Here is a 21,237-nt window from a genome sequence, read left to right on the forward strand (position 1 = left end):
GGAACGCCCGGTGCACCTCTTGACAAAGCAGCTTCCTGCAGTCGATTGTACCTATGTGCAGTCGATTGCAGATACGTCCTTCCGGAGATGCCGGGGGAACGCTGCGGCGGCTGAAGGGTGGGCAGGTCCCGTTAACTCATCCGCGGTCATGCGGCGGGTGCCGTGAGGGCGATGCCCGAACGACTGGAGGCATAGATGAGGTGTACGGGAACGCTCGCGATGTCCGCCGCCCTGATAATCGCGGCCGCCGGGTGCGGCAGCGCCGCCGGGAGCGACGGGTCGGGACCGATCAAGATCGGGCTCTCGACCCCGCTGTCGGGGTCCGCCGCGTCGCTCGGCGAGAACGAGCGCAGGGGAGTCGAGCTCGCCATCGACCAGGTCAACGACGAGGGCGGCGTCCTCGGAGGGCGGAAGCTCTCGCTCGCCGCCGAGGACAACGCGTGCAACCCGACCGACGGCGCGAGCTCGCTCACCAAGCTCATCACGAAGCAGCGGGTGTCCACGGTGATCGGTGCGCTCTGCAGCGGGGTCACGCTCTCCGCCATGCCGCTGGCGAAACGCCACCGGGTGCCCTTCATCGTCTCGACGTCCACGTCACCCGACATCACCACCGCCTCGGGCAAGGGCGGCAACGAGTTCACGTTCCGGATCAACCCGTCCGACGCGACGCTGGCCGGCGCGCTGGCCACCCACCTGGCATCGGCCGGCAAGATCCGGAAGCTGGCGATCCTGGCCGAGGACAGCACCTACGGCCGTACCGGCGCGAAGGCGTTCGACGCGGCGCTCAGGCAGAAGGGCCTCGGGGTGACCGGTATCGACTACGTCGCCCAGGGAACCGCCGACTTCTCGACGCAGATCAGCAAGTACCGCAACAACGGGACCGAGGGCGTCGCGCTGTACGTCTCGGGCGCCGACCATCTCGGATTCCTGCGGCAGGCGGCCGGAGCGGGCCTGCGCCTGCCCATGACCGGACGGGTCGAGTTCGAGGGACAGAACCTGGAGATCCTCAAGAAGGAGCAGTTCGCCGGATCGTCCAGCGTCTATCCCTACAGCTCCCTCATCGACACGCCGGAGAACGCGAAGTTCACCAGGCTCTACCAGAGCCGCCACAAGACCGCGCCGACCTACGAGTCCTTCGAGGGCTACAACGCCGTGATGGTCATCGCGGACGCCGTCCGGCGGGCGAAGAGCTCGGATCCCGTCGACATCCAGAAGGCCCTCGTCACGACCGACATGACTTCGCTGACCGGCGGCACGGTCAAGTTCGATGACCACAACCAGGCGCACGACAAGGCGTTCATCCTGCAGCTGAAGAAAGGCGAGGTCTTCATCGAGTCCGACGTCACCACCTGATCCGGCCGCTTCGCCGGTCGGAGTTGGAGGTAACCACCCGTGGATACGACCTACATATTCGAACTGCTGGTCAACGGGGTGATTCTGGGGTCCAGCTATGCACTGCTCGCCGCGGGTCTGGCCGTCATCTTCGGCGTTCTCAATGTCGTGAACTTCGCCCATGGCGCCCTGTACATGCTCGGCGCGTTCGCCGCCTACTTCCTGATCCCGCACGGAGGGTACTGGGCCGGTCTCCTGCTGAGCGCCGGGATCATGGCGGCGCTGGGCACCGTCCTGCACGAGGGCCTGCTGCGGCGCCTTCCCCCCGATGGCGCGTTCTCCCGGACCCTGCTGCTCACCCTGGGCCTCGCCATGATCATCCAGAACGGATCGATCATGCTGTGGGGGGCCGGGCCGCGGCAGCTCGCCGAGGACGCGAGGCCGCAGGGGCACGTCATGCTGGGGGAGGTGATGGTCCCGGCGGGCCGGGCGCTCATCGTCGTGGTCGCCGTCGTCGCCCTCGGCGCGCTCTACCTGTTCCTCAACCGGACGCAGGTGGGCCGGGCCATGCGCGGCGTCTCCCAGAACCCGACGGCGGCACTGGTCGTCGGCATCTCGCCGACCAGGATCGGCCGGCTCGCGATGGCGCTGGGAGTGGGCCTCGCCGGCCTCGCCGGCGCGACCCTCGCCCCGGTGTTCACCGTCAGCCCGCAGATGGGCATCACGATCGTCTTCAAGGTGTTCGCCATCGTCGTCATCGGCGGCCTGGGCAGCGTGCCCGGCGCCGTGATCGTCGCCTTCGGCGTCGGCGTCCTGGAGAGCTTCGCCGGCGGCTACGGGTCGGCGATGACGCAGAGCGTCAGCGTCTTCCTGTTCATGATCGTGATCATGCTGGTGCGGCCGCAGGGGCTGTTCTCCAAGGAGGTGCGGGTGTGACCGCGGCCATGAGCGCGCACGACCGCGCCACCGAGACCGGCGGGGTGACCGAGGGGCGGGCACCGTCCCCGGCGGGCCGGCTGATGGGAACGATCCAACGTCACCCGCTGCTCCTGCTGGCCGCGATGATCGCGGTGCTGCCCGCCGTGATCGCCAACGACTACTACATCGACGTCGCCAGCCTCGCGCTGACCTTCATGGTGCTGGGCACGGCCTTCAACCTCCTCTACGGCTACGTGGGGATGCTCTCCTTCGCGCAGGTCGCCTTCGTCGGCATCGGCGGCTACACGAGCAGCTGGCTCGTGAGCCATACCGGTGTCTGGCAGCCCTTCGCCTTCCTCTCCGCGGGCGTGGTCGCGGCGGCGGTCGCCGCCGTGATCGGCGTCGTGACGGTGCGCCTGTCCCAGGAAGCGTTCGCCATCATCACGCTCAGCTTCTCGTTGCTCTGCGCGCTGGTCGCGGCGGAATGGACCGGGGTGACCGGCGGCAGGCAGGGCATCTTCGGGCTGCCCGCCCCGGAACTGTCGCTCGGCTCGGTCCACCTGGTGGCCGAGACCCCGCGCCACTACTACGTCCTCCTCGCCGGATTCACGGTGTGCGCGCTGTGGGTCATGCTCCGGCTGGTCAGGTCGTCCGCGGGCACCGTGATGATCGCCATCCGCGACAACGAGCCGCTGACGAAGGCGCAGGGCTACGCGACGAACACCTACAAGCTCGCCGTCTTCACCCTCTGCGCGTTCGTGACCGGGCTCACCGGGGCGCTGCACGTCTTCCGGCTCACGGCGATCGACCCGTCGATCTTCGACTTCTACCTGATGCAGGTCATGCTCATCATCGTCATCCTCGGCGGTGCGGGCACCTTCTGGCCCGTCGTCTACAGCGCCGTGGTGTTCTCGGCCCTTCCCGAGTTCCTCCGCATGGCCGACGAGGCCCGCCTGGTGATCTACGGCGTGATCCTGGTCGCGGGACTCCTGTTCGCCCCGCAGGGCGCCGGAGGGCTCCTCCGAACGCGGGCGGTGAACAGGCGCCTGCGCGCCATGAGAGTCGAGGGGCACCGATGAACGCTTCTCAGGGAAAGGCGCCCGCCGCGCTTCAGGTGGCCGGCCTCGGAAAATCCTTCATGGGCGTCGCCGCGCTGCAGGACGTCGACTTCACCCTCACCGTGGGCACGATTCTCGGGCTCATCGGCCCGAACGGATCGGGCAAGTCGACGGCTCTGGACTGCATGACCGGGTTCGTCCGCCCGGACTCGGGCCGGATCACGCTGGACGGGCGGTCCATCTTCGGCAAGGCGCCCCACACCATCGCCAGGTCGGGCCTGGCACGGACCTTCCAGACCGTGCGGCTGTACGACGAGCTCACCCTGGACGAGCACATCGAGCTCGCGCTTCGCGGGCTGACGGGGGCGAAGCGGTCCCGCCGCGGCCGGCGGGGGCGCGCCGACCTGGACCGCGCGATGGCCTGGCTGACCCTGTTCGGTCTCGAACGGCTCCGGGCCGCACCGGCGGGGATCCTCTCCTACGGCCAGAAGAAGCTGCTCACGCTGGCTTCGGTCCTGGGGGCGCAGCCGCGGATCGCGATGCTGGACGAACCCCTGGCGGGCGTGAACCCGCGCGTGATCGACCTGATCCGCGATGCCGTCCTCCAGGCCAACGAGGACGGGCAGACCTTCCTGATCATCGAGCACAACGTCGAGTTCATCACGACCTGCTGCTCCTCGGTCGTCGTCCTGGACGCCGGCCGGAAGCTCGCGGAGGGTCCGCCGTCGGTGATCCGGGACGACCCCGCCGTGTACGAGGCGTTCCTCGGCAGGAAGGCGGACCACGATGAGGACTGAGCCGAGGCTGCGCGTCTCCGCCTTCTCCGCGGGCTACCTGGCGGACGTCCCGATCGTCAACGATCTCACCCATGGCTTCGCGGACAGCAGCATCACGACCATCGTCGGCCCGAACGGTGCCGGCAAGTCGTCCCTTCTGAACGGCATCTACGGTCTGACCCGCTGGTGCACGGGCTCCGTCCGGATCGGCGACGTCGAGGTCCGCCGGATGCCGGCCTGGAAACGCCTGAAGGCGGGCATCAGCCTGGTTCCGCAGGGCCGCTGCAACTTCCCGCAGATGACCGTCCTGGAGAACCTCCGGCTCGGGGCCTACACACTGCCCCGCGACGAGCGCCCGGCCGCGATCACGGCGGCGCTGGAGGAGTTCCCCGCGCTGGCCGCCTCCCGGGCGCGCGCGGCCGGGAACCTCAGCGGCGGCCAGCAGCAGCTCCTGGAGATCGCCATGGCGATGGTGGTGCGCCCGAAGGCGCTCCTCATCGACGAGCCGTCGCTCGGGCTCTCCCCGAAGGCCCGCCGCCAGGTCTTCGACAAGCTCCAGGAGATCGCCGCGGGCGGCGTGTCCGTCGTCATGGTCGAGCAGAACGTGATCGAGGGCCTGGCCGCGTCGGACGTCGCCGTCGTCATGACGGACGGCCGGATCCACCGGGACGGACCCGCCGACGAGATCCTCAACGACCCCGAGATGAAGAACGTCTTCCTCGGCGGACGGCCCGGCGCCGCCGACTCCCGCTCGAGATCCGGAGGAGACCCCCGATGAACTCAACGGTGGCCGACCACCTCGCCCGCATGGCTCCCGGAGACGTCGGCCGAGGGCTGATGGACGCCGGCCGCCTGGCGAGCGGCAACGCGGTCGGCATCCCCTACCTGATCGCCCGCGGCACGGGCGACGGCCCGTGCCTGTGGGTGAACGCCGCGGTGCACGGCGACGAGTCCCAGGCGCCCATCGTGGCGACGGAGTTCTTCCGGTCCGTCTCGGGCCGCCCGCTGAGCGGCGATGTCATCGTGACGCCCGTCGCCAATCCGCTGGCCTTCGACCATCGGCGCAAGCACTCCCCGTTCGACGGGACGGACCTCGACCAGAGCTTTCCCGGGCGGGCCGACTTCCTCGGCACGCAGCGGCTGGCCCACCGTCTCTTCGCCGAGCTGTCGCCGCTCGCCGACACCGCCGTCAACATCCACACGATGGGCCCGTTCCTCGACGCCTGCAACTACGGCGTCTACAAACTCCATCCGAAGGCAGGCGAGGAACGCGACCTGCTTTCCCTGCTCGCCCTGTTCGAGCTGCGCGTCGCCTGCCGGATGGACGTGTCCGGCCAGGGCGAGCTGCCCGGCCGGATCGAGGGCGCGCTGGACTACCAGATGATGGAGCTCGGCAAGCCGGCGTTCATGCTGGAGGCGGGCGCGGGGGGCCGGCACGACCGCCTGGCCGTCGGCAAGGCGGTGCGCGGCCTCCTCCGGCTCGCCGCGGTGACGGGGACGGCCGTGCCGCCGGAAGCGCCGGTCGACCGCCCCGCCTCGATCTGCAGGGCGACACGGCGGACCCATGTCACCTCGGCCGAGGGTGGCTTCTTCAGCGCCCTCGCCAAGCCCGGTGACGTGGTGCCCGCGGGACGGCCGCTCGGTGAGATCCGCAACGTGTACGGGGACGTCGTGGAGGCGCTCTCGCTGCCCTCTCCCGCTCTCGTGATCGGCGTCCGGCGCGATCCCATCGTCCACTCCGGCGACCGCGTGGGCTTCGTCGCCACCGAATGGGACGACGTCGACCTGACCGCGCCGTTGCGGGAGGCGCCGTGACCGGGCGTCCCACGACGGTCGGAGCCGGCGACGTCGGGACCTTCCGTGTCGCGTCGGGCCAGACGATCGAGGTGGTCAACACGTTCGGCGGCCAGGTCGTCGACGCGTGGTTCTTCGCGGCCGGCGACCCGGCCGAGTTCGCGTCCATGAGCCACTCGCGCGCCTCCCTGCGCACGATCCGGCCTGCGGTGGGAAGCACCTTCGTCACCAGGCGCCGCGAACCTCTGATCACCCTGGTCGCCGATTCGTCACCGGGCATCCACGACATGACGATGCCGCCCTGCGACCGGTGGCGCTACCGGCAGCTCGGTGCACCGGAGCACCGCAACTGCGCCGACAACCTGCGGTCCGCGCTGCGGGCCGAGGGGCACGAGGACCTGGAGGTGCTCCCCGATCCGCTGAACCTGTTCCAGAACTCGCCGATCGACGCCGAAGGGCGGCTCACCTTCCTGGAATCGCCGGCGCCCGCCGGTTCCTCCGTCCGCCTGCGGGCTCACCGGGACCTCGTCGCGCACCTCTCCGTGTGCCCCATGGACATCATGCCGATCAACGGCGGCGCCCCGCGCTCCATCAGCGTCGCCGTCCTCGATCCGGACGAGGCGGGGTAGATGTCCACATCGCTGTCCGATCTCACCCTGGAGGAGACACAGGCCGCCGTCCTCCGGCGGGACGCCTCTCCCGCGGAGGTCGCCGCGAGCCATCTCGCCGCGATCGAACGCTGGGAGCCGGCGACGGGCGCGTTCGCGACGGTCAGCGCGGAGCGCCTCCACGCGGACGCGCGGCGCGCGGAGGAGGATCTCCTGCGCGGGTCGCCCGGCCCGCTGGCCGCCGTCGGGGTGAGCGTCAAGGACAACATCGACGTCGCGGGGCTGCCGACCACGGCCGGCTCCTCGTGGTTCAGCGAGAAGGCCCCGGCCGATGCCGAGTGCTGGCGGCGGCTGGCGTCCGCCGGAGCGCTGCACGTCGGCAAGACCAACATGCACGAGTTCGCCTACGGCGCCACCAACGTCAACACCAAGGCGCGCACCACGTCGAACCCGTGGGATCCGCGGCGCGTGAGCGGCGGATCGAGCGGTGGCAGCGCCGTCTCGGTCGCCGTCGGCGCGTGCGGCGCCTCGCTCGGGACGGACACCGGGGGGTCGGTGCGCATCCCCGCCGCCCTGACGGGCGTGACCGGCTTCAAACCCAGCCTGGGCCTCGTCCCGACGACGAAGGTGTTCCCGCTCAGCCCGTCCTGCGACACCGTCGGCGTGTTCAGCCGTACGGCGGCCGGGTGCACCCGCGTCCTGCGGAGTCTGCTCGCGGAGGGCGTGCCGCCGGACGACGGCTCCGACCAGGGAGATCCTGGGCGGCGGGATTCGCTGCGGGGGCTGCACCTCGGAATCGTCAGGTCGCATCTCGCGGCGGCCTCCCAGGAGGTGTACGAGGTGGTCCACTCCGCTCTCAAGACGTTCGAAGCGCTCGGCGCCACCGTCGACTGGGTCGAGTTGCACCACGAGGAGGAGGCCCGCGCCGTCACCGCCACCGTGGTGGCGTTCGAGGCGGCGCAGGTGCACCGTCGCTGGCTCCGCGATCGTCCCGGGGACTACGGGGACGACGTCAGGGCGCGGCTGGAGGCGGGCCTGGAGGTGCCGGGTGCCCGTTACCGGACGGCCAAGCGGGAGAGGCGGCGGCTCGCCTCGGAGATGCTCGCCGCCCAGCGCCCCTTCGACGCCGTGATCGGCCCGACGGTCCCCGTCACCGCCCCGAGGATCGCCGACTGCGGCCCCGACCAGGCGCCGGCGGCCCAGGCCGCGCTGCTCGCCAACACCTACTGCTTCAACGTCACCGGCCAGCCGGCGGTCTCCATTCCGTGCGGAACGGCGTCCGACGGGCTGCCCGTGGGACTCCAGATGGCGGCCGGTCTCGGCAGGGACCGGGACGTCCTCGCCCTCGCCATGACGGTGCAGGACGCGACCGGATGGCACGGCCTCCGGCCGCCGCCGAAGGCGCCGGTCACATGAGCACGAGCCGACCGACCAGCTCCCACTGGGGCCCGCTCCGCACCCGGATGGGCGACGGTGGACTCACCGTCGACCCGCACGAACTCGATCCGGCCCCTTCTTCTCTACTGCGCAACATGGCGCCCGCCAACGGGCACCCCGCGAGGATCCGCCACCCGATGGTGCGGCGCGGGTGGCTGGAGAACGGAGCCGGTCCCAGCAGGGCGCGCGGGCACGACGAGTTCGTCCGCGTGGAGTGGCCCGAACTCACCGCGCTTCTGGCGGCCGAGCTGGAGCGCGTCATCGATCTGCACGGGAACGCCGCGATCTTCGGCGGCTCCTACGGGTGGGGCAGCGCGGGCCGGTTCCACCACCCGCAGAGCCAGGTGCACCGATTCCTCAACACCGTCGGCGGCTACGCGCGCTCGGTCAACACCTACAGCACGGGCGCGTCCAGCGTGATCCTTCCCCACGTGCTCGGTCCCGACGTGGACGCGATCCACGGCCTGACCGGCTGGACGGTGCTCGCCGAGCACACCACCCTGATCGTCGCCTTCGGCGGGCTGCCGGCCAAGAACATGCAGGTGGCTCCCGGAGGGATCACCCGGCACCGGGGCGCGGCCGCCCTGCGCCGGATCATCGACGGCGGCACGACCGTCGTCGCCGTGAGCCCCTCGCGGGCCGACTGCCCGGAGGGAGCCGACGTCCACTGGTGTCCGATCAATCCCGGCACCGACGTCGCGATGATGCTGGCCCTCGCCTGGGTCCTGGTCACAGGCCACCTGCACGACATCGAGTTCCTCCGCACGCGCTGCGCCGGCTACGACCGGCTGGAGGCGTACCTGCTCGGGCTGGAGGACGGAGTCCCGAAGACCCCGGAATGGGCCGAGGGGATCACCGGTGTCGCGGCCGCCGACATCCACGCGCTGGCCTTGCGGATGGCGGCGAACCGGACCTTCGTGTCGGTCACCTGGTCACTCCAGCGCGCCCGGTACGGGGAACAGCCGCCGTGGACGGCGATCGCGCTGGCCGCCGTCCTCGGCCAGATCGGCCTGCCCGGGGGCGGTTTCGGGCACGGCTACGGATCCATGGGCGACGTGGGGCTTCCCCAGCGGCGCAACCCCCTCCCCACGCTTCCGCAGGGGCGCAATCCCGTCGACGCGTTCATTCCCGTCGCGAGAGTCGCCGACATGCTCCTCAATCCGGGAGCCCGCTTCGAATACAACGGAGGCGTCCACCGCTATCCGGACGCACGGCTCGTCTACTGGTGCGGCGGCAACCCGTTCCATCACCATCAGCACATCGGGCGGCTCCGCCGGGCGCTGGCGATGCCGGACACGGTCGTCGTCCACGAACCGTTCTGGACCGCGATGGCCGGGCACGCGGACATCGTCGTCCCGAGCGCGACGTCCTTCGAACGGTCGGACATCGGCGCCTCGCGGAACGACCCGTGCCTCATCGCCATGCATCAGGCGTGCGACCCGCCCGGCGACGCGAGGACGGACTACGAGACCTTCAGCGAGCTGGCGGCGGCGATGGGCGTCGGATCCGCGTTCACCGAGGACGCCCTGGAACGTGACTGGCTGCGCCGGATCTACGAGCGCTGGCGCGGCGAGGTCACCGGTCAGGGGGCGGCCCCGCCGCCCTTCGAGGAGTTCTGGAGCGCGGGCCACACCGAGTTGCCGGATGTCCCGGACGACCAGATCATGTTGCGCGACTTCGCGCGTGACCCGGAGACCTTCCGGCTGAACACGCCCAGCGGGCGCATCGAACTCTGCTCCGAAACGATCCGTTCGTTCGGCTACGACGACTGCCCGGGCCACCCGACCTGGCTCCCGCCGGACGCCGGACCGAGCGAGCAGTACCCGCTCACCCTGCTGGCGTCCCAGCCCGCACACCGGCTGCACAGCCAGCTGGACATGGGCCCCGCCAGCCAGGAGACCAAGGTCGGAGGGCGCGAGCCCGTGCTGATCCACCCCGAGGACGCGGCCCGGCGGGAGATCACGCCCGGATGCGTCGTCGTCATCACCAGCGCGCAGGGAAGCTGCCTGGCGGGCGCGGTCCTCACGCCCGACATCAAGAAGGGGTGCGTCCAGCTCTCCACCGGCGCGTGGTACGCCCCCTTGGACCCCTCAGACGTCGACTCGCCCTGCGGGCACGGGAACGTGAACACCCTGACCGCCGACCGCGGCACGTCGCGGCTCGCCCAGGGATGCACCGGTCAGCTGGTGAGCGTCGAAGTACGCCTTCATAAAGGGCCTGCACCGTCCGTGCCGGCTCACGCGCCCCCGCGCGGTGCCGGACCATCCCCTTCACCCCGGACCTTCGACAGCTGCCCTTGATACGTGGAAGACAGGAGCCGTAGATGACCGCCGAAGACCATGACGTCTTTGCTGATGCCGCCTTCACCGATGTCGCCTTCATCGATTACGACGAGATCGAGCGTTGGCGCGCCGCAGGAAAGGCCCATGCTCTGCTGGACGTCCGGGAGCGCGGGGAGTACGCACTCGGGCAGATCCCCGGCAGCTGCCCACTTCCACGAGGACTCATCGAGATCTGCCTCGAACGTATGGTGCCGTGGAAGGACGTCCCCCTGGTCCTTTACTCGAACGGGAACCATCGAAGCGTCCTGGCTGCGCGCACCTGCCTGCGAATGGGCTATCGAGACGTCCGCGTCCTTGGGGGCGGCATCGACCAATGGGCCGCGGACGGACGCTCGCCGGTGTACGGGGTCAACGTCCTCGGCAAGACCTTCGGTGAGAAGCTCTCGGTGACCGACGAGGTCCGGCAGCTCACGCCCGACGAGGTCGCGGCCCTGGCAGAGGCAGGGGAAACCGTCATCTTCGACGCGCGCACTTCCAGCGAATACGCCAAGGGCCATATCCCCGGTGCCTACAACATTCCCGGGGGCGAGCTCGTCTCCACGGTCTTCGACGCCGGCATCGACCGGGCCGACCGCACCGCGCCCATCATCGTCCATTGCGCAGGCCGGACGCGAAGCATCGTCGGGGCCTATCTACTGCGGCAGGCCGGCTTCGACAACGTGTTCGCGCTCCGCAACGGGACGATGGCATGGGTCATGTCGGGCCGTGAACTCGAAACGGAGCAGAGGCCGTGGACCGGCTCGGAGGCCGGGACCGGAGGATCGGCGAGATCTGCCGAGTTCGCGCACGAGTTCGTCCGCGGCACACACGCGTTGTCCATCCCGGCATCCGAACTCGCCGCACTGCGCGAACGTCACGAACCCTGCTACGTCATCGACGTCCGCATGGTCGACGAATTCAAGGCAGGACACATCCCGGGCGCCCTCTCCTGCCCAGCGGGCCAGCTGGCCAACGCGGTGGACGAGCAACTCGCCGTCCGCGACGCGCTCCTCGTGTGCTACTCCGGCGCCGAGACACGAGCCAGGATCGGAGCCGCGCTCCTGGCGCGGATCGGATACCGCCGCGTCGCCTGGCTCGCGGGCGGCCTCGCGGAACACGACGGCCCCATCGAAACGGGTGATCCGAACGCCTACCTGGACGACCTCGCCTTCTCCGGACCCGACGTCCCCACGATCGACGGCGGCGAACTGTCGGACGTCCTGGCCGACGGCACGGGCCTGCTGCTCGACGTCAGGCGCAGCAGCGAGTACGCGCTGAGCCACATACCCGGGTCCTTGTGGATTCCGCGAGGCGACCTCGAAGGGCGTATCGGCGCCCACGCGACGGCCGACACCGAGACCCGGCTCGTCCTCGCCTCCGACCGGGAACTCCGCTCCACGCTGGCGGCGAGGACGCTGCTGGACATGGGATACCGGAACGTCTCGGTGCTCGGAGGCGGCGTCAACGGGTGGATCTCCTCGGGCCGGGCGACGGAAGAGGGACTCGACGGCGCGGACGTTTCGCTGGCCGAGGCCAAGGAAGACGCGGAACTCGTCGCACGGCGTCCCAAACTGCTCGAACGCAACCGCGAGGACATGGTCCGCTACCTCGACTGGGAGGAGCGCCTCGGAACGGAAATGCTGGCGAAGGCCGAAGGTTCTCCCGGAGGGGACCATGACTGAGCTGGAGCTGGCCGAGGCCACGCTCCGCGGCCGGGGAGGCAAGAAATGGCGCACCTACGCCGATGACGTGCTGCCGATGTGGCTCGCCGACATGGACTTCCAGCCCGCGGAAGCCGTCAGGCGCGCCGTGTTGGAGACGGCGCGAGCGGGGACCTTCACCTACCCGCTCGACGCCGAGCACCGCGGTGTAGGCGAAGCCTTCGCGGCGCGCATGCGCGCCCGCTTCGGCTGGGAGGCCAGGGCCGACCGGACGGCCGTCATCGCCGACCTGGTGCAGGGCCTCACGGCGACCGTGATGGCCTACAGCGAGCCCGGGGACGGGGTCATTCTCTTCAGCCCGATCTACCCCCCGTTCGTCCGGAGCGTCGAGGCGAGCGGCCGGAAGGTCGCCGATGTGCCGATGGTCGACGGACCGGGCGGGTTCGCCATCGACTTCGACCTGCTCAGGCGGCAGGCCGCGCGCCCCGACGTGCGGCTCATGCTGCTCTGCAACCCCCACAACCCGACCGGCCGGGTGTTCACCGCCGAGGAACTCCGGCGCCTGTCCGAGGTGGCGCTCGAACACGGAGTCGTCGTGGTCTCCGACGAGGTGCACGCGGACCTCGTGTACGCCCCCCACGCCCACACCGTCTTCTCCACCGTGGCCCAGGATTCCGGTGCCACCACCGTCACACTCCAGTCGGCCACGAAGGCGTTCAACCTGGGCGGCCTCCGATGCGCGGTCGTCCACTTCGGGTCCGAGCCATTGCGGCGGCGCTTCACCGCGACGTTCCCCGACCGGGTGCTCGGCAGGGTGTCGGGCGTCGCCGCCGCCGCGACGATCGCCGCCTGGACCGACGCGGACGGGTGGCTGGGCGGCGTACTGGAGATCCTCGAACTGAACCGCAGTACGGTCTTCGACTGGGTGGCGGCCCGCCCTTCGCACGTCCACGCCCACATGCCGGAAGGCACGTACTTCGCGTGGCTGGACTTCACGCGGCTGCCGCCCGGCGGAGCGTCGGCTCACGAGCACCTTCTGAAGACCGCTCGCCTCGCCCTCCAGGCAGGCGAGGACTTCGCCGCCTCCTGCCCGACGTGGGCACGCCTGAACTTCGCGACCTCGCCCCTCATCCTCGCCGAGGCCCTGGACCGCATGGAGGCGGCCCTCACCGTCACCTGACCCGACGACCACGAAGGAAGACGACGCATGAGCGCACTCGAACAGTTCATCCACGACCTGACCGACCTCACCACCGCCGAGGACAGGATGCCCGACGACGCGCTGGCGACCACGGTCTCCGAACTCCTGCAGGAGCTCGTCACCCGGCCGGCCCCGATCCCGGTCGAGTTCACCCGGCGGTCAGCGGCCCACAACGGCCGCGGACGGTACATCCTGCACCGCTCGCCCACCTTCACGATCAGCTCGATCGTGTGGGCGCCCGGGGAGGTCGCCCCTCCCCACACCCACGAGACCTGGGGGGCCATCGGGCTGATCTCCAACCGCATCGAGGAGCGGCGCTACGAACTCGCCGGCGACGACACCCTCAACCCGGTCGACCACCACCGGCACGCCGCGGGCGCCGTCTCCGTCCTCGTCCCGGACGACGACATCCACTCGATGCACAACCTGACCGACACCGACACGGTGGAGATCCACGTGTACGGAAAGGACCTGACGGGCCTCCGCCGCCGCCGCTGGTCACTGAACGGAGACGACATGCAGGAATTCGCGAGCGGAAAGTACTTCAACTGCTGAGAGTGATGTCGCGCCAGGTGGCGGGCGTGGCCGGCGCCGGGACGCGCCGCGGGTCCGGGTGGGGGATGCCGCCGGCCAGGACGTACAGCGGGGTGCGGCCGGTGTTGTCGAGGCGGCACCGCTCGGCGACGGCGGAGTCGCGGAAGGCCGCGGTCTGGGCGGGCCCGAGACCCAGCGCGGTGGCGGTCAGCGCGAAGGTCTGGGCGAGGTGGCCGGCGTCGAGCAGGCAGGCGCGATAGGTGCGCGGCGCGCGGTACTTGACGTTCATGCGCTCCAGCCGGGCGGCGAGGACGATCAGGAACGCCGCGTCGCCGCACCAGTCCTGGTCGGCGCACAGGTACCCGGCCTCCTGCCCGGTCAGCCCTTCGGTGAGCAGTTCCAGGCTGTGCTGCAGCGCGTTGTAGTGGTACCAGCCGGGATCGAGGCCGGAGACGTCGAGGACGCCCACGTACGCGTCGATCTCCTGGCGGGCGCCGCCCTGGGGGCTGGTCCGGCGGAAGACCGGCCCCTGCCCGCTGTCCACGAAGTCGACGGGGCCGAACACGGCGGCCATGAGCGCGGCGAGCACGTCCAGGCCCACCGGGGCGGCCAGGAAATCGCGGTGCGTGCGGCGCCGGTACAGGACCTGCTCGTACGGGGCCCGAAGATCGGCGGGACGGCGGGGGAGCGGCAGCCGCGGCGCGTCCGGAAAGCCGGTGAACACGGCGGGCACCTCGGCCGGCTCGACGACCAGCGGTTCGTCGATGAGAGGGATGTCGTCGTAGACGTCCTGGACCGCGTAGTGGAAGAAGGACGCCTCCGGGGTCCAGGCGCCCCAGTCGCGGTCCACACGCGCGTCCCGCTCAGCCTCGGGGGTGTCCTCGGCGACGAGCGCCCCGGCGTCGAGCAGAGCCTGGGCCGCCTCGTCGATGGTCTCGCGGGTCAGGTGGTCCAGCGTCTTGGCCGCCTCCTCGACACCGCACCAGTCCTCGAATGCCGACAGGATCTCGGCCGCCACCGGATGCACCGTGACCGGCGTGCCCGAGGGATACGGATGCAGGACGAATTGGCCGTCGTTCCAATAGCACATCAGGCAACGGGAACGACGAAGACGCATGAAGGCTCCAAGCCAGATGTGACGGGGAAGTGGAACTGGGGCCCAGGCGCCTGAGCCCGGGCCCCTGCCTCATCGTTCAGGTCCACCAGGGGTTCAGAACGACGGCGCCTCCCTTGGGCCGCTCGGTCCGGACCACCGGCCGCGTCTTCATCGAAACCGTCCGCATGGCATTCTCCCAACCGCGATGGACAAGGCAATCAGGAGCCTTTCACGAACAGGCTTCATTCCGGCTTCATGGATCGTGAGCGCTTGGCCGCCCCGGGCCGCGCGGTCACGCGTATTGCAGGTCGGCCAGCGCGATGCGGTCGCCTTGGAAGGTGAACCTGTAGTGGGCGCGCCACCCCGTGCCGCCCCGCGGAGCCCAGTGGACGAGCAGGTCCTGACCGCCGGCTGTGCGGGTCACCGACAGCACTTCGAGCCGCCCGCCGATGACTTCGGCGCGGGCCCAGTCGCGGATCGCGGGACGGCCGCCGATCTCACGCGACACGTCCACGATCTTTCCGCCGGGGGCGAAGGACTCCACCAGTGCGTCCAGGTCGTGCCTGTTGACGGCGTCGACGTACCGGCCGGCCTGCGCGGCGACCTGGACCACCGGATCGGGGCGTTCCCGGGCGGCGGCGGGCCGGTCGTCAGCGGCGGGCTCGCCGCTCCCGCAGGCCCCCATGCCGATCGCGAGGAGAAGGAGCGCGGCCGACGTGATCGCGGTTCTCATGATCATCCCCTCGTCAGCCGGTCAGGTAGCCGCCGGAGGCGTCGATGGTGGCGAAGCCGCGGGCGTTGGTGCGCCAGACCCCGTCGAAGTCCTCGACCGGCTGCTCGTGCAGGGGCGCCGGACGGGGCGTCTCGATCCCGGCGTTGTTGACCGCGATGTCGATCCGGCCGTACTTCGCCACGCAGGCCGCGACCAGCCCGGACACGTCCCGTTCCGCGCGCACGTCGGCCCGGTGGTAGGTCGCCTCGCCCCCGAACGCGCGGATCTCCCGTTCGTTGGCACGGCCCAGCTCGGCGCGGCGGCCGCAGAACATCACCCGTCCGCCTTCCCGGGCGATGGCGTAGGCGGTCGCCTTGCCGGTGCCCGAGGTCGCGCCGGTGATGAGGACCGTCTTGCGGGCGAACCGGCCGTTCGGGCCGGTGGGGCTCGGACGGGGGTCGGCGAAGGCGCTCGGGCCACCGGTCGGCGTCCCCGCCGGCCCGGCGGCACCCGCGGCCAGGACGTGGCGTCGAGAGGAGGATCGAGGCAGCATTCTTCTACTCCCGTCAGGATGATGGTTCCGCCGCGGATCCAGCAGACCGCGATTCACCCGGGCGTGTCCAAGACCTATCGTGATGCGCAGAACGCATAGATCACGAGGTTCGAGGCCCCGTCACGGGAGGTGGAGGCGTGGACGTGGACACACGTTCCCTGCGTTACTTCATCGAGGTCGCGGAGCAGCTCAACTTCACCCGGGCGTCCGAGCGCCTGTTCGTCTCCCAGCCGGCGCTCAGCCGCCGGATCCGCGCGCTGGAGGGCGGTCTGCGCACCACCCTGTTCGAGCGCGACGGACGCGAGGTGCGGCTGACCGCCGCGGGCGAGTCCCTCCTCCCGGCCGCCCGCCGCCTCGTCGCCGACTGGCAGGCGGCCCAGCGCGTCACGCGCGTGGCGGCGGCCGAACGCGCGCGTGTGCTGCGCGTCGCTTTCGAGGCGCTGTGCTGGCCCCTGGACGGCGCGTCCCGCCCCGTGACCGACTTCGCCGGCGTGGTCAGGCATCTGGCGGCGGATTCCTAGTCGGTGTCGCGGGCGTGGTCGGCCAGGGCCTGGTTCATTTCCAGTTCGCGATCCTCAAGGTTCCACTGGTCTGCCTGTGAGGCCTGGTTGGTGACCCAGAAGACCATGGTTCCGTCGCGCAATATGCGGCTGTAGCTGGCGAAGGACCAGTCGTTTCCGCCGTTGTGCCAGGCGACTCGGCCGTCCTTGGTGTGCAGGACGCCCCAGCCGTATCCGTAGGCGGCCTCGGTGCCGGGGATCCGAGCGTGAGGCTCGAACATCCTGGCCTTCACGTCGGCGCTGAGGATCGTGTCGCCGAGCAGCGCGCGGTGCCATCTGAACATGTCACGGCCGGTGGACAGCATGCCGCCGTTGCCGCGCAGGTACCAGTACGGTCCGTCGGCGGCCCAGGGGTGATCGAGCGGACGGCCTTGGCTCGTGCCCTCTTCGTCGTACTCGACGGCCACCTGGGCACGGGAGAATTTCGGCAGCACATAGCCCGTCTGCGTCATGCCCGCCGGTGCGAACAAGTGCTTTGCCAGGAACCGCTCGTAGCTGGTCCCTGACACCTTCTCGACGATGGCGGCGAGCACGCTGAACCCGGTGTTCGAGTAGTGGAATTCCGTGCCGGGGCGGGAGACCAGCTTGGATTTCAGCGCCCTGCCCAGCATCCCGTCGCGGGAGACGGGCTCGTAGTCGTCGCCGAGTCCCTCGGCCAGCCCGGCCTTGTGGGTCAGTAGGTGATGCAGGGTGATGCCCCGTTTGTCCGCGGGCACCGGGCCGAGGACGGTGCCGATCCGGTCGGTCGTCCGGAGCCGGCCGATCATCTCCAGCTTCATGATCGCGGCTGCGGTGAACTGCTTGGTGATCGACATGACGTCGTACACGGTGTCGCAGTTGGCCGGGCTCCCGGACGTCCGGTCCGCCAGGCCGAAGCCTTTGCAGTGCGCGAGCTCGGCGCCGCGGGCGGCGACCACGGTACCGCCCGGCCCATTGGGCAGCGTGCGGTCGAGGTAACGGGCGATCGAACGGTCGACGGGCTCGGCGCTACGGGCGGCCCTCGGCACGCCCATGGCGCTGCCGCAGCCCGTCAAGGCCAGCGCGGTCGTGAGCGCCATGGCGAAGGAGAGCGGATTGATCCGTTGCATGCGGCCTCCGGAGCAGTGTCTCGCGGGGGATGCGCCAGAGGCTCGCCGTGGCGGGCCGCGTCGATCAAGAGGTCACGCCGTCCGAACTTGTGCGAGACGGTGTACGGGCTGGTCAGCGTGGGGCATAGTGGGGCGATCAACGAGCATCGGGGTGAGATCGTGACCGCACCGCCACCGTCGCCCGCCGCAGCCTGCGACGAGGCCGAGTTCATCGCCGCGCTCCGCCGGCTCAAGGCCTGGTCGGGCCTCAGCTACCGGCAACTGGAGCGCCGGGCCGCCGACGCCGGTCGCGTGCTGCCCTACTCGACCGCGTCCACCGCGCTCGGCCGCACGACCCTGCCCCGCGAGGAGCTGCTGGTCGCCTTCGTCCTGGCGTGCGGGCTGGACGACGGCGAGGCGGCGTCCTGGGTGGCCGCCAGGAAGCGCATCGCGGTCGGCGGGCAGGTCACCGCGACCGGGCCGAGGGCGGCCCGGAGGCCGCGGTGGCGGTCCGCGATCGGCTTGGCCGCGGTGGCGCTGAGCCTGGCGCTCGCCGGCGGTACGACGCTCCCCGTGCAGGACGTCGAAGAGGTCGAGACCGTCCAGGCAACCGTGGGGAAGTGACCCGCAGGCGCTCGCCCCGCATCAGCCCTTCACCTGAGTGCCGGCCTGCCAGACCGCGGTGATTCTGGACGGGTCGGCGAGAAGGGAGATGTCGCTCAGGGGGTCGCCGTCGATGGCGAGGATGTCCGCGTCGAATCCTTCCTGGAGGAGGCCGGAGCGGGGTGCCTGGCGACCGAGGGTGGCGGGGCCGTTGGCCGTGGCGGCTTCGATGACGTCCAGCGGGTCCATGCCGATGTCGTTGAGCAGCACCGCCTCGCGCCCGTGGCGGCCCCAGGCGGCGGGGGCGTCGCCGCTGCTCTGGATGTCGGTGCCCATGGCGATCCGCACGCCGGCCTGGTGGGCGCGGGCGATGTTGTCCCGGTGGGCGCGGGCGATGCCGGCGAGCTTGCGGGCCGCGTACGGCGGGAGCCCTCCGGCGTCGAGCAGTTCCCGGACGATGGTCAGCGTCGGCACGAGGATCGCGCCGGCTTCCCTCATCGCCGTGCATGCCTCGTCGTCGAGGTGGCTGCCGTGCTCGATGGTGAGCACGCCGGCCTCCAGGGCCGCCATGATGCCCGCCTTGCCGTGGCAGTGGGCCGCGACACCGCGTTCCGCGAGCCCGGCGACCTCCACGATGGTGCGCAGTTCGCGGACGGTGAACTCCTGGTGGTCCGGATCGTCGATGACGCTGAGCACGCCGCCGGACGCGCACACCTTGATGACCCGGGCGTTGCGCCGGATCTGTGCGCGGACCGCCTTGGCGCATTCGGCCTCGCCGTCGGCCAGCTGGAATTCGGTGCCCATCCGGGCACAGTCGTGGACCCACTCCGCCGGGAGGCCGTGGATGTCGCCGTGGCCGCCGGTGGCGGACAGGACGGCGCCCGCGGCGTGGATCGTCGGGCCGGGAAGGTGGCCCTCGGCGACCACCGGGGCGAGATGCAGCCCCATTCCGCCGACCTCGCGGATGCTGGTGACCCCGGCGTCGAGGGCGCGGCGCAGCCCCTGCACGCCCCGGGCCGCCCGCGTCGCGGGATGTTCCTGCACCAGCCGGACGTCGTCGAAGGCGCCCGGACGGCCGCCTTTGACGTGCGTGTGACAGTCCCACATGCCGGGCATCACGGTTCGCGCGTGCACCGGCTCGACCGGCGGGTCGTCGATCGGGGCACCGGCGCGCGGGCCCGCGTACGCGATGGCGGCGCCGTCGATGACGACGACGCCGTCGCGGACGGGACCGCCCCGGCCGGGGATCAGCAGGTCGGCCTCGATGCGCTGGCGCGTGCTCATCGGGGCCTCGCGATGACCGGGAGCGTCAGCCGGCTGGGGTGGGCCGGTCCGTGGAAGACGCGGTTGAGAGCGACCCGCGTCGTGGACATGGCGGGGTCGCCGCCGTTGGTGTTCCGGTCGTACCGCGGGAAGTTGCTGCTCGACACCTCAAGCCGGACGCGGTGTCCGGGGCCGAACACGTTCGACGTCACGCCCATGTCGACGGTGGCCTCGACGATCTGGCCGGGTTCCAGGGGCCGTGGCCGGCTCAGGGAGTCGCGGTACCGCATCCGCCACAGACCCTCGCACAGGATGATGGCGCGGCCGTCGGGGAAGACGTCGACGAGTTTGCCGGTGACGTCCGTGTCGGCCGCTGTCGAGGACACGTGCACGGTGAGGGTGACGTGGCCGGTGACCTCCAGCGGTTCCTGGAGGGGTTCGCCGGTGTAGCAGAGGACGTCGTCACGGCATTCCACGTCGGTCTGATCGGCCGGGCCGGCCACTCCGTCGAAGCCCAGAGTCGCTCCGCCCACGGTCGGGACCGGATCGAGCGGATCGTAGGAGTACGAGTCGTTGCGGTCGTCGGCGGCGGCGCGGCGATGCAACCGCCCGTCTCCCTTGGAACTGTTGGCCCGTCCCGAGCTGTGCAGGAAGTAATCCTCGTACCGGGTGTCGGGAAGCGGCCAGTCGTCCTCGTCGCGCCACCGGTCCAGGCCCATGACGAAGATGCGCACCCGCGCACCCTGGTCGGCCTCGGCGCACCCCTTCAGCCACCGGTCGAAGAACCGCAGATGGGCCCGGGTGATCGCCGCCGCCTTGACGGACCCCGCGAGCCCGAACGACCGGTCGGGAAAGATTCCCAGGTCCGCGCCGTCACCGTGGCCCCACGGGCCGATGATCAACCGCTGGCCCTCCCTGGCGGGAACGCCGCCGCCGTCGCGGCGCATGGTGGTGTACGAGCGGACGACCTCGCGCGCGAACACGTCGTACCAGCCGGTCACGTTCAGCGCCGGAACGGTGATCGCCGAGCTGCGCTCCAGCGCGGCCAGGCGCTTCCAGTACGTGTCGTAGTCGGGGTTGGCGAGCATCTCGCCGAGCCAGGGCAGGCCTCGCAGGAGAGCGCCATCGACCGGCAGCGAGTACAGCGCGTCGACGTCTTCGAGCGCGGCTCGGACCGTCGCCGCGTCCCGCGGATCCGGCGGGCCGTCGCCGCGCGGGCGCGACAGGTTGGCCACGGCCATGCGGGCCGACCAGTTGAACAGCGTGCCCTGCGACACCGCGCCCTGCGGGGAGTACCAGGCCCGGTAGATGTCCGCCGAGGTCATCGCGGGAGCGATCGCGCGCAGGACCGGCGGCGCCTCGGTGGCCGCCTGCCACTGCGGGAAGCCCATGTACGACGCGCCCCACATCCCCACGTTGCCGTCGCACCACGCCTGGCCGGCGATCCACGCCAGCGTGTCGACGGTGTCGCTCTGATCGAAGCGGTGCGGTTCCATCAGCCCCGGCGACTCTCCGGTGCCGCGCACGTCCTGGACGACGGCCAGGTAGCCGCTGTCGACCAGGGCGCGGATGTCCGGCAGCTTCGGGTTGCCCAGGTGGGCGGTGGAGGTCCGGCCGTACGGAGTGCGCGCGAGCAGGACCGGCCACGGGCCGTCCCCGGCCGGTCGCCACAGATCGGTCGCCAGCGTGACGCCGTCACGCATCGGCACGGCGACGTTGGCGTCGATGCACAAGCCCATCCGG

The 21,237-nt window shown here is 70.8% G+C and carries 20 protein-coding genes; 14 read left to right on the forward strand and 6 right to left on the reverse strand.

Annotation, left to right across the window (positions count from 1 at the left end; translation table 11 throughout):
* The first annotated feature begins 195 nt into the window (after positions 1-195).
* From K8Z49_RS47970 to K8Z49_RS48025, 12 genes are read left to right on the forward strand one after another with little or no spacing between them, the layout of a single operon-like run.
* A complete protein-coding gene (locus tag K8Z49_RS47970) occupies positions 196-1,353 on the forward strand; it encodes an ABC transporter substrate-binding protein (protein ID WP_024935686.1) in 1,158 nt (385 codons plus the stop codon).
* Positions 1,354-1,392: 39 nt separating this feature from the next.
* Positions 1,393-2,268 (forward strand): branched-chain amino acid ABC transporter permease, encoded by an 876-nt coding sequence (locus K8Z49_RS47975; RefSeq protein ID WP_021594702.1) that lies wholly within the window; start codon positions 1,393-1,395, stop codon positions 2,266-2,268.
* Positions 2,265-3,329, forward strand: coding sequence for a branched-chain amino acid ABC transporter permease (locus K8Z49_RS47980; RefSeq protein ID WP_083597264.1), 1,065 nt, complete (start codon positions 2,265-2,267; stop codon positions 3,327-3,329). Before K8Z49_RS47975 ends, K8Z49_RS47980 begins: the two co-directional genes overlap by 4 nt.
* Positions 3,326-4,105, forward strand: a complete 780-nt coding sequence (locus K8Z49_RS47985) for an ABC transporter ATP-binding protein (RefSeq protein WP_075020071.1) — start codon at positions 3,326-3,328, stop codon at positions 4,103-4,105. The genes K8Z49_RS47980 and K8Z49_RS47985 overlap by 4 nt, the downstream gene beginning before the upstream one ends.
* Positions 4,095-4,862, forward strand: coding sequence for an ABC transporter ATP-binding protein (locus tag K8Z49_RS47990; protein WP_412517209.1), 768 nt, complete (start codon positions 4,095-4,097; stop codon positions 4,860-4,862). The genes K8Z49_RS47985 and K8Z49_RS47990 overlap by 11 nt, the downstream gene beginning before the upstream one ends.
* Positions 4,859-5,899 carry a M14 family metallopeptidase gene (locus K8Z49_RS47995; RefSeq protein WP_412517210.1) on the forward strand — a complete coding sequence of 347 codons (1,041 nt, stop codon included), beginning with the start codon at positions 4,859-4,861 and terminating at the stop codon, positions 5,897-5,899. Before K8Z49_RS47990 ends, K8Z49_RS47995 begins: the two co-directional genes overlap by 4 nt.
* Complete coding sequence (locus K8Z49_RS48000; protein ID WP_181663435.1) at positions 5,896-6,507, forward strand: DUF1989 domain-containing protein; 612 nt, start codon at positions 5,896-5,898, stop codon at positions 6,505-6,507. The genes K8Z49_RS47995 and K8Z49_RS48000 overlap by 4 nt, the downstream gene beginning before the upstream one ends.
* Positions 6,508-7,902: an amidase gene (locus K8Z49_RS48005; RefSeq protein ID WP_021594708.1), complete on the forward strand. Its 1,395-nt coding sequence runs from the start codon at positions 6,508-6,510 to the stop codon at positions 7,900-7,902.
* A complete protein-coding gene (locus K8Z49_RS48010; RefSeq protein ID WP_412517211.1) occupies positions 7,899-10,223 on the forward strand; it encodes a molybdopterin-dependent oxidoreductase in 2,325 nt (774 codons plus the stop codon). Before K8Z49_RS48005 ends, K8Z49_RS48010 begins: the two co-directional genes overlap by 4 nt.
* A gap of 23 nt (positions 10,224-10,246) precedes the next feature.
* Positions 10,247-11,926 (forward strand): rhodanese-like domain-containing protein, encoded by a 1,680-nt coding sequence (locus K8Z49_RS48015; RefSeq protein ID WP_412517212.1) that lies wholly within the window; start codon positions 10,247-10,249, stop codon positions 11,924-11,926.
* Positions 11,919-13,085 (forward strand): MalY/PatB family protein, encoded by a 1,167-nt coding sequence (locus tag K8Z49_RS48020; RefSeq protein WP_412517213.1) that lies wholly within the window; start codon positions 11,919-11,921, stop codon positions 13,083-13,085. The genes K8Z49_RS48015 and K8Z49_RS48020 overlap by 8 nt, the downstream gene beginning before the upstream one ends.
* Positions 13,086-13,112: 27 nt before the next feature.
* Complete coding sequence (locus K8Z49_RS48025; RefSeq protein WP_021594712.1) at positions 13,113-13,661, forward strand: cysteine dioxygenase family protein; 549 nt, start codon at positions 13,113-13,115, stop codon at positions 13,659-13,661.
* On the opposite strand, the gene K8Z49_RS48030 is transcribed toward K8Z49_RS48025, so the two are convergent.
* The 3 genes from K8Z49_RS48030 to K8Z49_RS48040 all read right to left on the reverse strand — a co-directional run bounded on the left by K8Z49_RS48030 (position 13,651) and on the right by K8Z49_RS48040 (position 16,001).
* Positions 13,651-14,730 (reverse strand): SagB/ThcOx family dehydrogenase, encoded by a 1,080-nt coding sequence (locus tag K8Z49_RS48030; protein ID WP_412517214.1) that lies wholly within the window; start codon positions 14,728-14,730, stop codon positions 13,651-13,653. The genes K8Z49_RS48025 and K8Z49_RS48030 overlap by 11 nt on opposite strands.
* 298 nt (positions 14,731-15,028) lie before the next feature.
* Entirely contained in the window at positions 15,029-15,469 is a 441-nt protein-coding gene (locus K8Z49_RS48035) for a nuclear transport factor 2 family protein (RefSeq protein ID WP_181663436.1), read from the reverse strand.
* A gap of 13 nt (positions 15,470-15,482) precedes the next feature.
* Positions 15,483-16,001 carry an SDR family NAD(P)-dependent oxidoreductase gene (locus K8Z49_RS48040; protein WP_412517215.1) on the reverse strand — a complete coding sequence of 173 codons (519 nt, stop codon included), beginning with the start codon at positions 15,999-16,001 and terminating at the stop codon, positions 15,483-15,485.
* Positions 16,002-16,144: 143 nt separating this feature from the next.
* Between K8Z49_RS48040 and K8Z49_RS48045 the strand changes: the two genes are divergently transcribed.
* Positions 16,145-16,522 carry a LysR family transcriptional regulator gene (locus tag K8Z49_RS48045; protein WP_200871879.1) on the forward strand — a complete coding sequence of 126 codons (378 nt, stop codon included), beginning with the start codon at positions 16,145-16,147 and terminating at the stop codon, positions 16,520-16,522.
* On the opposite strand, the gene K8Z49_RS48050 is transcribed toward K8Z49_RS48045, so the two are convergent.
* Positions 16,519-17,649: a serine hydrolase domain-containing protein gene (locus K8Z49_RS48050; RefSeq protein ID WP_412517216.1), complete on the reverse strand. Its 1,131-nt coding sequence runs from the start codon at positions 17,647-17,649 to the stop codon at positions 16,519-16,521. The two genes, K8Z49_RS48045 and K8Z49_RS48050, sit on opposite strands and share 4 nt — an antisense overlap.
* A gap of 159 nt (positions 17,650-17,808) precedes the next feature.
* Between K8Z49_RS48050 and K8Z49_RS48055 the strand changes: the two genes are divergently transcribed.
* Positions 17,809-18,252 carry a hypothetical protein gene (locus K8Z49_RS48055; protein ID WP_075020080.1) on the forward strand — a complete coding sequence of 148 codons (444 nt, stop codon included), beginning with the start codon at positions 17,809-17,811 and terminating at the stop codon, positions 18,250-18,252.
* Between the two features lie 21 nt (positions 18,253-18,273).
* Here the strand turns inward: K8Z49_RS48055 and K8Z49_RS48060 are convergent, their stop codons facing one another.
* Positions 18,274-19,515 (reverse strand): metal-dependent hydrolase family protein, encoded by a 1,242-nt coding sequence (locus tag K8Z49_RS48060; RefSeq protein WP_021594720.1) that lies wholly within the window; start codon positions 19,513-19,515, stop codon positions 18,274-18,276.
* On the reverse strand, positions 19,512-21,233 hold the full coding sequence (locus K8Z49_RS48065) for a CocE/NonD family hydrolase (RefSeq protein ID WP_021594721.1): 1,722 nt from the start codon (positions 21,231-21,233) through the stop codon (positions 19,512-19,514). The genes K8Z49_RS48060 and K8Z49_RS48065 overlap by 4 nt, the downstream gene beginning before the upstream one ends.
* Positions 21,234-21,237 lie beyond the last annotated feature (4 nt).

The organism is Actinomadura madurae, from assembly GCF_047130825.1.
Taxonomy (GTDB): Bacteria; Actinomycetota; Actinomycetes; order Streptosporangiales; family Streptosporangiaceae; genus Spirillospora; species Spirillospora madurae.

Bases quoted from the DNA above. Each gene is read 5' to 3' on its own strand.
- K8Z49_RS47970 (WP_024935686.1), top strand. From the start codon at position 196: ATGAGGTGTACGGGAACGCTCGCGATGTCCGCCGCCCTGATAATCGCG.
- K8Z49_RS47985 (WP_075020071.1), top strand. From the start codon at position 3,326: ATGAACGCTTCTCAGGGAAAGGCGCCCGCCGCGCTTCAGGTGGCCGGC.
- K8Z49_RS47990 (WP_412517209.1), top strand. From the start codon at position 4,095: ATGAGGACTGAGCCGAGGCTGCGCGTCTCCGCCTTCTCCGCGGGCTAC.
- K8Z49_RS47995 (WP_412517210.1), top strand. From the start codon at position 4,859: ATGAACTCAACGGTGGCCGACCACCTCGCCCGCATGGCTCCCGGAGAC.
- K8Z49_RS48005 (WP_021594708.1), top strand. From the start codon at position 6,508: ATGTCCACATCGCTGTCCGATCTCACCCTGGAGGAGACACAGGCCGCC.
- K8Z49_RS48010 (WP_412517211.1), top strand. From the start codon at position 7,899: ATGAGCACGAGCCGACCGACCAGCTCCCACTGGGGCCCGCTCCGCACC.
- K8Z49_RS48015 (WP_412517212.1), top strand. From the start codon at position 10,247: ATGACCGCCGAAGACCATGACGTCTTTGCTGATGCCGCCTTCACCGAT.
- K8Z49_RS48020 (WP_412517213.1), top strand. From the start codon at position 11,919: ATGACTGAGCTGGAGCTGGCCGAGGCCACGCTCCGCGGCCGGGGAGGC.
- K8Z49_RS48025 (WP_021594712.1), top strand. From the start codon at position 13,113: ATGAGCGCACTCGAACAGTTCATCCACGACCTGACCGACCTCACCACC.
- K8Z49_RS48030 (WP_412517214.1), bottom strand. From the start codon at position 14,730: ATGTGCTATTGGAACGACGGCCAATTCGTCCTGCATCCGTATCCCTCG.
- K8Z49_RS48035 (WP_181663436.1), bottom strand. From the start codon at position 15,469: ATGAGAACCGCGATCACGTCGGCCGCGCTCCTTCTCCTCGCGATCGGC.
- K8Z49_RS48040 (WP_412517215.1), bottom strand. From the start codon at position 16,001: ATGCTGCCTCGATCCTCCTCTCGACGCCACGTCCTGGCCGCGGGTGCC.
- K8Z49_RS48050 (WP_412517216.1), bottom strand. From the start codon at position 17,649: ATGCAACGGATCAATCCGCTCTCCTTCGCCATGGCGCTCACGACCGCG.
- K8Z49_RS48060 (WP_021594720.1), bottom strand. From the start codon at position 19,515: ATGAGCACGCGCCAGCGCATCGAGGCCGACCTGCTGATCCCCGGCCGG.
- K8Z49_RS48065 (WP_021594721.1), bottom strand. From the start codon at position 21,233: ATGGGCTTGTGCATCGACGCCAACGTCGCCGTGCCGATGCGTGACGGC.